The organism is Flavobacterium galactosidilyticum (assembly GCF_020911945.1).
GTDB lineage: Bacteria > Bacteroidota > Bacteroidia > Flavobacteriales > Flavobacteriaceae > Flavobacterium > Flavobacterium galactosidilyticum.
Genome location: NZ_CP087135.1, coordinates 1,145,180 through 1,157,001 on the forward strand (window position 1 = coordinate 1,145,180; position 11,822 = coordinate 1,157,001).

The following is an 11,822-nucleotide window of genomic DNA, read 5'->3' on the forward strand; positions in this document are numbered from 1 at the left end:
ACCTATTATAAAGAAAGGCTTCCAATGTAGTTGGAAGCCTTTCTTTATATGTAAAAATGAAATTTAAACCGTATGTTTCGGATTAAAACCATCTTCACTCAATTCTCTATGCTCATAATCAGCAACCATTTCAGTTTCATAATCGATTTTTTCGCCTTTGCTGAATTTAGCAATTATTTTCTCCATAATTTCATAAATTACAGGAACTACAATCAAGGTTAAGAACAATGAACTGAGTAATCCTCCTATAATTACCCAAGCCAAACCGTTTTTCCATTCTGCCCCAGCTCCAGAAGCTAATGCAATTGGAAGCATACCAAATATCATTGCGATGGTAGTCATCAAAATAGGACGCAATCGTGCGTGATTCGCTTGAATTAATGCCATTCTGATGCTTTCACCAGCAGCTCTTCGTTGGTTGGTATAATCCACAAGCATAATGGCATTTTTACAAACCAAACCAATCAACATGATGATACCAAGAATGGTAAATATATTCAGTGAGTTATTGGTCAAAGCCAAAGCTAATAACACTCCAATAAATGAAAGCGGAATCGCAAACAATACCACAAACGGGTGAACGAAGCTGTCGTACAATCCAACCATTACTAAATAAACTAAAATAATAGCGGCCAATAAGGCAATTCCTAAAGTACCAAAACCTTCGCTTTGATTTTCCTGATCACCTCCCCAAATATAGTTTACACCAACTGGTTTCTCCAGTTTATCTATTTTTTCCTGCCATTGTGTAACAATTGTTCCAGCCGGAACCCCAACATTTTGACCTTGTACCGTTACCGATGCTGTCTTGTCTCTACGCTCTAATTTACTTGGGCCAGAATCTTCAGTGATTGTTGCGAATTGATTTAATTTGATTTGCTGACCAGCATTGTTGATGAAGATTAAATTACTAACATCAGACATGTTTTTTCTGTCAAAAGCATTGTATTTAATGTTGATATCATATTCATATTCACCCGCTCTAAATTTCCCATCGGTATTACCGCTGTAAGCCGTTTGCATGGTCAAACCTACGGTTTGCAAGTTTAATCCTAAAGCAGCCATTTTATCTCTATCTACTTGCACGTTTATCTCTGGATTTCCGTCTTCTACTGTTAATTTAATCTCAGTAGTACCCGGAATTGTGCGCAATTCAGCTTCAGCTAATTTTGCGAATTTCATAGCGCTTTCAACGTTTGGACCTGTTACAATTAATCCTAAAGTAGCATCTTCAGCTGTTCCTAAAAGACCTACAGGAACGGTCTTTACTTTGGCACCTACTAAAACTTTCTCTAATTTACGTTTTGTTTTTGCAGCATATACAGATGCATCATCCGTACGGTCTTTTTGATCAATCATCTTAACGTTAATCTCAGATTTGTACGCTGTTGCTTGCGATGCTCCAAGACCTTCACTAGTTTGTCCTACTGTTGTAATTTGACTGAAAACATATGCTTCTTTTTTCAAGAAAGCTTCTGCTTTTTGAGTCATAAAGTTAGTTTGTTCTAACGAAGCGTCTTTTGGCATTTCAATTTGAACTAAGAACTCACCACTATCCGATGCAGCGAAAAACTCACCACCAATAAAACCACCACCAAGTAAGGAAATAATAGACCCAAAGAAAATCACTAATACTACTACAATTGTTTTTATATAATGATCCAAACACCAGCTTAACAAGTTAGAAACCCAGTTTGTAAAACGTGTTAAATAGCTTTCGAATCCAAGAATGACTTTTCCAAAAGCATTTTTACCTTCAATATGTTCTAGTTTTCCAAAACGAGAAGACAACCATGGTATGATAGTAAACGAAGCTAATAATGAGAATAATGTTGAAATAATTACAGTTACACAAAATTGCGTAATGATGTTTGAAACCAATCCAGAACTCATTGCAATTGGTAAAAATACGACCACAATTACTAAGGTAATAGAGGTTACTGTTGCGCCAATTTCGGCAGTTCCGTCATAAGAAGCTCGGATTCGGCTCTTACCCATTTCCATGTGCCTATATATATTTTCTATTACCACAATGGCATCATCAACCACAATTCCGACGACGAGTGATAATCCTAACAAACTCATTAGGTTAAGGGTATAACCCAATAAGTAAATACCAATAAATGTTGCAATCAATGAAGCTGGAATTGCTACCATTACAATCAATGAGTTTCGAACACTATGTAAAAAGAACAACATTACAACGGCTACTAAAAAAATAGCAATTAATAAATCATGTACAACAGAGTCAGCTGCTTCTAATGTAAAAACGGTACTGTCTTTTGCAACTTCAAGTTGAAGTTGTTCCGATTTGTAATCGCTTTCAAGAGAGACGATCTCTTTCAATAATTCTTCACTTACAGCAACAGCATTGGCATCGGATTGTTTTACGATTTGAAGAATAATGGCGCTTTTTTGGTTTATACGCGCAATTTTCTCGACAGTTTTTTGAGTATCTTGAACGTCGGCAATATCGCCTAGACGAACTTGTATACCGTTTTGGGAGGAAACCACTAAATTTCTTAATTCCTCAACACTTTTATATTTACCCGCTAAACGAATTAATATTTTTTGTTCACGAGTTTGAATATTTCCTGTTGGAAAATCTAGATTTGAGGACAAAATAACTTGCTGTACTTGTGGAACTGATAGTCCGTAACCTTGCATTTTTACTGCGTCAAGATTAACTTGAATTTCGCGTTCTTCTCCACCAATAATATTTACTTGAGCGACACCTTGAACACGTGATAAAATAGGCGCAATCTTTTTGTCAATTAAATCAAAAAATTTAGCCTCGTCCATTTTGCCACTAGCACCAATGGTCATAATAGGCAAATCACTTAGCGAGAATTTTGTTAATGAAGGCGGGTCAGTATCGTTTGGTAAATCACTTAGAATAGCGTTTATTTTACGTTGAGCATCATTCATAGAAACATCAACATTGGCATTTGAAGTCAATGTAATCGATACTATCGAGAGGCTTTCGTATGACTTAGACTCTATTTTTTTTATATTTTCTAAAGACGCAATAGCATCTTCAACTTTTTTGGTGACTGTGTTTTCTATTTCACTGGGAGAAGCTCCTGGATATACAGTAGAAACAGTAATAACGTTTGTTTCAAATTTCGGAATCAGTTCGTAGCCTAACTGGCTGTAGCTAAATAATCCGCCAAGAGTCAAGATTGTAAATAATACGATGACTAATGAAGGACGTTTTATGGATATTTCTGCTAATTTCATATATTTATATTTTTGGTCTTAAAGTCATAAAGTTTTTGACTTATGATTATTTTATAATCTCCACTTTAGATCCGTCTTGAAGGTTGATTTGACCTGTGATAATTACAGTTTCACCCTCTGAAAGTCCGTTCAAAATCTCCACTTTATCACCCAGAATTCTTCCAGCTGTAACCGTTTTTAGTTTAGCAGTTCCATTTTCGATTACAAACATTTCGTTGCTGCTCACACTTCCTATAAAGGCATTTCTAGGAACGATTAATAAGGATTTTTTCCCTTGGTTTGCAGTAAATTGAGCAGTTCCGTACATTCCTGCTTTTAAATCTTTTGAAGCGTTATTTGTAATTTCTATTTCAACAGGAAAGTTCAAACTGCTATCTGCTTTTGAAGCGATAAAAGTAATTTTTCCTGAAAAAGTTTTATCTGGATAAACACTTGCAGTTACATTTGTGGCACTACCCACTTTTAAACTAGCGATTTGGTCTTCATTCACAGTAACTTTTAATTTCAATCTAGAAACATTTACGATATCAAATAAAGGTGTTGCTGGCATTGCCGAAATTATTGAACCTACTTCGATGTGTTTTTTATTAATAAAACCGCTAATTGGAGCTTTAATTCTGGTATCGCCCACATTAATGTTTGCTTGCGTTAACTGTGATTTTGCATTTACCATTGCTAGTTTAGCTTGATCGAGTTGTTGCTTAGTAACACCTCCTGTTTTGAATGCATTTTCAAATCGGCTGTAATCAGCAACTGCGTTTTGATAGATAGCATTTGCATTTTGAGCAGTTACATTTACAATATCACTTCTTACAATAGCTAGCGTTTGTCCTACGGTAACAAAATCACCTTCTTTTACAATTATTTTTGTTATTTTTCCTGATTTTTCAGCAGAATAACTTAACTCCTGAATTGGTTCAAAAATACCATTAGCAGAAAAATCTAAGGCAACTTCTTGATTTGTTGCTGTTGATGTTTTTACAGAAACGCTTGCGTTTTTCTCTGCTACAATAGCGGTTTTAGCTTCGTTTTCTTTTTTATTATTCATTAACGTATATGCGATAACGCCTAATGACGCTACGATTGCTACTATGATTAGTACTATTTTTTTCATTTTTATTAGTTATTTATAAGTGTTTTTAATTCTCCTTTTGATTTGATTAATTGTATTTCAGCCAGTTTGTACTCTAATATTGCTGATGTATAGTTGTTTTGCGCCTCAGTCAATGCGTTTTCAGCATCTAACAAATCAGTTAATGACGCCAATCCTTGTACATAATTGTTTCTGGTATTATCTAAAACCTCTTTGGCTAATTGTGCATTTTCTTTTTGATTGTTAATAGTAATCAAACTATTGTCAATTTGCGTTTTAGCATTTGCAAAAGAAAGATCAAGTGCTAATTTAGTATCATCCAGATCTTCTTTTATAGTTTTTAAGTTGATGTCTGCTTGCCTAACTTTAGCTCTTGTTCCAAAACCTGTAAAAATAGGCACTCTAAGGTTTAAACCAATTGAAGAGAAATCAGACCAGTATACGCCATCAGAAGGTTTTGCACCAATAGGCATTTTAGGACCTTGACCAATGTAGTTGTAACCAGCACTCAGTGATAATGTTGGGTAATATCCAGCTTCAATTGACTTTTTCTGGTAATTTAAAAGTTCTTCTTGTTTTTTCAGAAGTAAAAATTCACTTCTGTTAGCCGTATTTGGAACTTCAGATAAAGATTGAGGACTTACTTCAAATGCAGTTTGTGGAATCTCGATTTGAGTTTCTATAGGCATTCCCATATAAAATTTCAAAGCATTTTCTTGAATTTGTACAGCGTTCAATACTTGTTGACGCATGGTGTTGATATTTGAAATCTTAACTAAAATACGATCTAAGTCGATTTTTTTAGCTAAACCATTGTCATATTGACCTTTGATAATATTTTTTACTTTACTAGTAGTTTTATAAGTGCTGTCAATAACAATTAGTTTTTGGCGTTGCACATATACTTGATAATAATTATTAGCAACACGCTCAATTACTTGCTCTTCTGTCAATTGATTGTTGATTTGGTAAAACTCTCTAGTCGATTTTGCTGCTTTTAAGCCCGTAAAAACGGATTGATCAAATATGGCTTGTGTCAAAGAAACTCCTGCAGTTGAACTCCATTTTTGTCCAAAAGCTGCTTGGATAACTGTTCCTGGCTGTCCAAAAGCGGATCCGTCAATTACAGTTGTTTGCAATACAGGATTATAGGTTAAGCTTCCGTTTGCTGAAATTTGAGGTAAAGCTCTAGAACGAACTTCTTGTATTTGATATTCGCTATTTTCTACTTTTAATTGTGCTTTTTTAGCATCAGCTTTATTTTCTAAAGCATAAGTGATCGCTTCTTTTAGCGTAAGCGTTTTTACTGGACCTGTTGCAGTAGCACTCAAGTTTTGAGATTGCGCTGCTAAGCCAATTGTCAGCATCGCTATTAAAATTATTCTCTTCATTATATAGTGTAGTTAAGTAATTGATTTTCTAATTCGATTATTCCAGCGGGAGTTGCCATGGCTCTGGTGTGATATTCTAAAACTTCTAGTTCAATTTTTTGGCCTTCTTTTTCAGAACTTATGTTTTCTCTAATGGTGAAGACAAGATTGTAATAAAATTGAATATAGTTTTTGACATTTATGTTTTCTCGATATAATCCCTGTTGGATCCCTTTTATTATATTTTGTTCAAATGTGGTGTTACATTCATTTATTTCCCTATCCATTACTGTTTGGTATATTTCGGGATAGTGTTTTTTTAATTGATAAACTGGAGAATTGTCGGATGATTTAAACATCTCTTTAAACATTTTTCTAATTTCAAAATTCTCTTCGATGGCATTGTAGTTTTTAGAAATTATAGTATTAATAATTTCATGTATTTCCTTGTGAACTGTTGCGGTGCTCTCTTCAATAAGCAACTCTTTATTGCAAAAATATTTATAAATTGTTTTTTTTGAAATACTCATTTCTCCCGCAATATCATCCATCGTTACACTTTTAAAACCTAGTTTTAAAAACATATCGCTTGCTTTATTTATAATTTTTTCTTTCATCTTTTTATCCTGAAATACTATCAGTGTTTTTTAATAGAGTTAAAATTGATGGGCAAATGATTTATTAATTGCGATGCAAATGTACAAAGGAAACTTTTAACACTAAAATAGTTTCCATGATGTTTAGAATTATTTAACAGTAAGTAATTATGACTCTATACGCTAAATTCTAAATTAGCAATCAGTTTAATATCTTGACCTAGCGCTAAACCACCAGTTTGATTGAAAGAATTAAAGGTAAGGCCAAAGTCTTTTCTATTAATTTTTCCTGTAACTTCAAAAGCTGCCTTTTGATCACCATTAAAGTCATTGATACCGGTTCGGGGCTTTGCGATGGTGGGGCAATCGAAGCACAAATCTTCAATTTTGCACTAAAGTTCAACCGAAGAACAACCGTTGAACTTTGCAGTTTCGCCCCACTATTGCAAAACCCTTGTTAGCGGCTGGCATTTTAGTGTGCTGCTGATTTTGAGAAAAAATTCATTACGATAACTCCTGTCACAATTAAAATAATTCCAATAATTGCTGGAATGTCTAACGATTGCTTAAATACCACAACCGAAATTATAGCTGTCAAGACAATTCCTAAACCACCCCAAATTGCATAAGCTATTCCCAAAGGAATGGATTTTAAAGCTTGCGACAAAAAGAAAAAGCAAGCAATATATGCCACAATTGTTATCGCTGTTGGCAATAATTTTGAAAAACCGTCTGATGCTTTCATAAAGCTCGAACCTACAACTTCAAGTACGATTGCTAATGATAAAAATAAATATTTCATTGTTCTTTTGTTTTAACTGATGCAAAGAAACAAAAATTAAAAAGTGCTTTTTTTGACAAATGTCAAAATCGTTATTTCTTTCTAATACGGCTCAATGTTTCTTGCGAAATACCCAAATAAGAAGCAATATGTCCTAAAGAAATTCTTTGCAAAGCTTCGGGTTGGTTTTTCAAAAGCCAATGATAATGCTGTTCTGCGGTATGTGTTTGTAATAAAAAAGAACGTTCCTCTAAAATTTTGCAATATTCTTCTGCCATTTTTCTACCAATCGTATTCATTTCCTGCGATGATTTGTAGAAACTTTCAAGGTCATTGCTTGAGATATAATATAAAGTGGTGTCTTCTAAAAACTGAATGTTTTCAATTGAAGGTTGGCTAAAAAATAATGGCATTACTGAACCTAAAATTCCGCTCTCAAAACCAAACCAAACATTAATTTCTCTTTCATTGATATTATAAAACGAACGAACAAGCCCTTTTTCAATTACGAATAAATTTGAAACAATTTGTCCTTCTTTGAGCAAAAAATCGCCTTTTTGTTTTATCAGACTTTTAATTTTTTCGTTAAGTTCTGTTTCGATTTCAGAGGTCAGATTTCCGTATTTTTTAAGTTGTTTTATGAGAGGGTTCATTCTTTGTACGGTGTTGGTTTATGCTTGCCGCTAACTATAAACTCTGCATCAAGCTCAACTGCTTTAGTTACGTTTTTGATCGTTAAATTACCTTTCAGGAAATTGATGTTTTTATTTATTTTCTCGAATGATGTTGACTTAAACTGAATAATTGGATATTCATTCACATCAAATAAGTCATTCATTTTCAAATGAGAATCCATTTGTTCCAATTTTGCGTCTTTGTTATTTACATCTAATGAAAATTCGATGGAAGCATCTGCTATCTCATTATTTTCAATGTCAATATGACCGTTGAATTTATTTATTGTTCCTGCTAAATAAGCTATTATTGAATGTCTCATTTTAATAAGAACATCAGATTGACTGGAATCAATTGTCCATTTCGTTTTCATAATTTGGTTATTGTGGTGAGAATTTAATTGACTTCCCCTTCAGTAGTATCAGTCAATAAAAAAATTTTGTGCAAATGTAAATCGGAAACTTTGAATACCAAAGAAGTTTCCTTTGTATTTTGTTTTATTTAACATTTGTGAAAGTTTAAAATTTAACTTTATTGAGTTTCTTTGTACTGTATATGTCAAAAAGACTGGTTTAGCTACCTTTTTTTCTAACTTGAACTTTAAACAAAAAAAATAATGCATACCATTTCTCAGTATCAAAAATTTCTTGCCGATTATTTACAGTCACAATATGAATCGAAAGAGCCTAAAAATTTGTATGAACCCATTCATTATATTTTAGATTTAGGAGGCAAGCGAATTCGTCCAGTATTGACTTTAATGGCAGCCGAAATTTTTGATGCCGATTATAAAAAAGCATTGCCAGCTGCGCTAGCGGTTGAAGTTTTTCATAACTTTTCGCTGGTTCATGATGATATTATGGATGATGCGCCACTGCGAAGAGGGAAAGAAACGGTGCATGAAAAATGGGATCTAAACACGGGTATTCTCTCTGGTGATGCAATGTTAATATTGGCTTATCAGTATTTTGAGCAATACGAACCAGCTGTTTTTAGAGACTTAGCTAAGTTATTTAGTAAAACAGCACTGGAAGTTTGTGAAGGTCAACAATGGGATGTTGATTTTGAAAAACGCAATGATGTTACCATTCCGGAATACTTGAAGATGATTCAGTACAAGACTGCTGTTCTAGTTGCTGCGGCAATGAAAATGGGCGCTATTATCGCAGAAACGACCGTAGAGAACGCTGATTTAATTTATGATTTTGGATTAAATCTTGGTTTGGCTTTTCAATTACAGGATGATTATCTAGACGCTTTTGGTAATCCAGAAACCTTTGGTAAACAAGTTGGCGGAGACATTATTGAAAATAAAAAAACGTATTTGTACTTAAAAGCTATGGCTTTTTCTAGTGAAAAAGACGCGATGGAGTTAACGCACTTATTTTCTATTCATCCAGAAGATAGCTCCGATAAAATAGAGGTTGTAAAAGAGCTTTTTAACAGTTCAGGTGCTGCCAAAGCTACTCAAGATGCTATACATGATTTTACTTTTCTAGCTTTTCAAACTTTGGACAAAATGAAAATTAGTGCCGATAAAAAAGAGATGTTGAGAAATTTTGGCGAGAACTTAATGGGAAGAAAAGTTTAAAAAAACCTTAGTAATGTCAATCGAATTAACAATTACAATTTCTAAAATCTGCGATCTTAAATCAAAAATTACATGTATTTAGCTCCCATAAATGCGGATTCGTTATTATTAGAAGCGGAAAAAGAAACCTTATATCTTAAATTAGTGGAACAACTTAATAAGGACTTTAATCTTGCTAATGAAGCAATTGATTTTCCTATGAGTATTTCTCCAAATGAATTAAAGTTACAACTGCATGAAAAAATCTACCGACTGATTCAATACAAGTTTGCCGAATATCTCAATTTGCTATACATAATTGACGTTTCTGAAGAAGAAATAAAAAAACTTGACGGCTCTGATTTAGTCATTTTAGCGGAGCAAGTGGCGTTTTTAATCTTAAAAAGAGAATGGCAAAAAGTTTGGTTTAGGAATAAATATCGCTAATACACCTCATTATTTTGCGGATTTCGTTAAAAGTAAACTCTTACAAAAGGCATAAAAGCACTTCCGTAGATACTGTTTTTATCATCCAATACATTATAACGTGCACCTATTGTTACGTTGCCAGAGCGATATCCTGCACCTATAAATAGTGCTGTATTCCAATAGTTTTGGGAGTTGCTGTTGGATCCTTCCAGGTTTACATTTACTCGCAGTTGCTCTAATTCTGCTGAAAGTTGAATTTGTCGTATCGGATTTAGTAATCCAATAATACTTCCTCCATAAAAATGAAAGGCGTAATAATCTTTTTGCTTCAAATATTTATACTGCAAACCCACACCTAAAGCTGCATATTCACTGAAGTTATAAATAGCACTTGGAGCAATTGAAATATCAGTATAACCAGAGCCTAAACCTAAGGCAAGATCACCACCAATTTGTACATTTTTCCAAAATTGATTTTCTTGTGGAGGCATGTTAGGTTGCTGTGCAATCGTAATAGTTGTAAATAACAAGGTGATAATCGCTAAAAATGATTTAATAGGATACTGAAAACTAAGTTTTTTTTTGTTAAAAAAAAATATTTTTTATTATTTTTTTTTATATAATATTGTAATAATTAATCTTAAAAGTGTGAATAAAGTGATTTTTTTGAAAAATATAAAAAAATAAAAACTTTTATTAACTATTAATTATGACTAACAAATCAAAATTGGCATTCGACCTGCTGGAGCAGGAAATGGAAGTGATCTGTAAAGAGGATCAGGTTCGATTCGTTGGGGGAAGCGGTGGGTATACCTGGCAACAAATAATGGAAGCAATCAATAGCGGGAACATTGGACTAGTACCAGCTGGCTCATACGTTATGAGTAGCAGTGGTGACTCATTCACCTTTTTTGGGGGTGAATTAAATGAAGTGATTGTATCAAAAAAGAGTCCAGCTGCAGGTTCGTCTAGTGGGTTTGTTTTTTGGGACTGGTCAGACCATTCCGGTGGATCAGGGTCTTTCAGGTTAAGTAGTGGAGGATATGTTCAGGGCGGTGGTGGTTCATCAGGTGGTGGTTCATCAGGTGGTGGTTCAACTGGCGATGGAGGTTATAACCCAACTAATTATGAATTAGCTAGAGATATTACTGCAGGAGCAATATCAACCGGGCTATCCTTTAATGAATTTTATGCAAATATGTCCGTTGCTATATTTAGTAATACTCCCGTAACTGCAAATGATCTTTTAAAAAATATATTTGATAATAATCCTGCAGGTTCCTTTGTGGATGATCTAAGAGCCGTGCAACAATTTAAAGGTATTGCAATTCTTAGTTTGACAGGTAAGCTGTTAGGGTACTCACAGGCATATGATAGTTTAGGTACCTTAAAAGACGATATACTCGATGGTGGTGGTGTATCTGCAGTAAATGTAGCAGATGCTGCCATAAATGTAGGTTCTTTATTTATAAAATCAAATGTAGTAGGGTTAGCTGTTTCGGGTGGTTGGCTATTAATTAAAGGACAACTTGACGATCAGTAGTTATGGTATATAAATTATTCTATATTATTTATAACGCCTATTATAAACATGGTGAGTATAAAAATGATATCCCTTCCCTAACGGTTGGAGGAATTTTTTTGGGTTGTTTTTTTGGAATTGGATTATCAATTTCAACCATAATAGATTTGATGGATCCGGTATATGATCCGGTAAATAAAACATTATCAAAACCAAGTACATTGACTTCAATTTTAGCAGTAATTTTTTATGGTAGTATCGTTTATTTTGTTTTTTATTATAACAAAAGATACCGGAAAATATACGAAACTTATAAAGGAGATGTGTTTTTAAATAGTCAATTTGCAAAATATATTGGTTTTACTGCTGTTATTATTATTATAGTATCGCCGCTTATTATCTCATTGCTATATAATAAAATTTGTCGAGGGTATTGGGTTTAATTTTATGTGCCATTGAAAAATTATATTAGGGCAGAATACAAACATGGATTAAGATTTCTTTAAACGATTGTATCTATTGTTCCATTAAAAAAAATGTAGTTAT

Annotated in this window: 13 protein-coding genes; 4 read left to right on the forward strand and 9 right to left on the reverse strand. The window is 33.5% G+C overall.

Features of this window, described 5'->3' with window-relative positions; genetic code table 11:
* Window positions 1-63: 63 nt before the first annotated feature.
* The 8 genes from LNP27_RS04975 to LNP27_RS05010 all read right to left on the reverse strand — a co-directional run bounded on the left by LNP27_RS04975 (window position 64) and on the right by LNP27_RS05010 (window position 8,128).
* Window positions 64-3,240, reverse strand: a complete 3,177-nt coding sequence (locus tag LNP27_RS04975; RefSeq protein WP_229943429.1) for an efflux RND transporter permease subunit — start codon at window positions 3,238-3,240, stop codon at window positions 64-66.
* A 46-nt stretch (window positions 3,241-3,286) separates the two neighbouring features.
* Window positions 3,287-4,354, reverse strand: coding sequence for an efflux RND transporter periplasmic adaptor subunit (locus LNP27_RS04980; RefSeq protein WP_229943431.1), 1,068 nt, complete (start codon window positions 4,352-4,354; stop codon window positions 3,287-3,289).
* 5 nt (window positions 4,355-4,359) lie between these two features.
* Window positions 4,360-5,724 (reverse strand): TolC family protein, encoded by a 1,365-nt coding sequence (locus tag LNP27_RS04985; RefSeq protein ID WP_229943432.1) that lies wholly within the window; start codon window positions 5,722-5,724, stop codon window positions 4,360-4,362.
* The gene (locus LNP27_RS04990; RefSeq protein ID WP_229943435.1) at window positions 5,724-6,320 is read right to left on the reverse strand and encodes a TetR/AcrR family transcriptional regulator; all 597 of its coding nucleotides are present in this window, start codon (window positions 6,318-6,320) and stop codon (window positions 5,724-5,726) included. The genes LNP27_RS04985 and LNP27_RS04990 overlap by 1 nt, the downstream gene beginning before the upstream one ends.
* A gap of 155 nt (window positions 6,321-6,475) precedes the next feature.
* Window positions 6,476-6,676, reverse strand: coding sequence for a YceI family protein (locus LNP27_RS04995; protein WP_229943436.1), 201 nt, complete (start codon window positions 6,674-6,676; stop codon window positions 6,476-6,478).
* A gap of 95 nt (window positions 6,677-6,771) precedes the next feature.
* On the reverse strand, window positions 6,772-7,101 hold the full coding sequence (locus LNP27_RS05000; protein ID WP_123904558.1) for a DMT family transporter: 330 nt from the start codon (window positions 7,099-7,101) through the stop codon (window positions 6,772-6,774).
* A 71-nt stretch (window positions 7,102-7,172) separates the two neighbouring features.
* Window positions 7,173-7,733 carry a Crp/Fnr family transcriptional regulator gene (locus LNP27_RS05005; protein ID WP_158728188.1) on the reverse strand — a complete coding sequence of 187 codons (561 nt, stop codon included), beginning with the start codon at window positions 7,731-7,733 and terminating at the stop codon, window positions 7,173-7,175.
* A complete protein-coding gene (locus LNP27_RS05010) occupies window positions 7,730-8,128 on the reverse strand; it encodes a YceI family protein (RefSeq protein ID WP_229943438.1) in 399 nt (132 codons plus the stop codon). The genes LNP27_RS05005 and LNP27_RS05010 overlap by 4 nt, the downstream gene beginning before the upstream one ends.
* Window positions 8,129-8,371: 243 nt before the next feature.
* On the opposite strand from LNP27_RS05010, the gene LNP27_RS05015 reads away from it, so the two are divergent.
* Entirely contained in the window at window positions 8,372-9,346 is a 975-nt protein-coding gene (locus LNP27_RS05015) for a polyprenyl synthetase family protein (protein WP_229943441.1), read from the forward strand.
* 72 nt (window positions 9,347-9,418) lie between these two features.
* Window positions 9,419-9,772 carry a hypothetical protein gene (locus tag LNP27_RS05020; protein ID WP_229943443.1) on the forward strand — a complete coding sequence of 118 codons (354 nt, stop codon included), beginning with the start codon at window positions 9,419-9,421 and terminating at the stop codon, window positions 9,770-9,772.
* Window positions 9,773-9,798: 26 nt separating this feature from the next.
* On the opposite strand, the gene LNP27_RS05025 is transcribed toward LNP27_RS05020, so the two are convergent.
* Window positions 9,799-10,245, reverse strand: a complete 447-nt coding sequence (locus LNP27_RS05025; RefSeq protein ID WP_229943444.1) for a hypothetical protein — start codon at window positions 10,243-10,245, stop codon at window positions 9,799-9,801.
* 218 nt (window positions 10,246-10,463) lie between these two features.
* Here LNP27_RS05025 and LNP27_RS05030 point away from each other — a divergent pair, with 218 nt between their 5' ends.
* Entirely contained in the window at window positions 10,464-11,297 is an 834-nt protein-coding gene (locus LNP27_RS05030) for a hypothetical protein (protein ID WP_229943446.1), read from the forward strand.
* 2 nt (window positions 11,298-11,299) lie between these two features.
* Window positions 11,300-11,719 carry a hypothetical protein gene (locus LNP27_RS05035; protein WP_229943448.1) on the forward strand — a complete coding sequence of 140 codons (420 nt, stop codon included), beginning with the start codon at window positions 11,300-11,302 and terminating at the stop codon, window positions 11,717-11,719.
* Window positions 11,720-11,822: the final 103 nt, after the last annotated feature.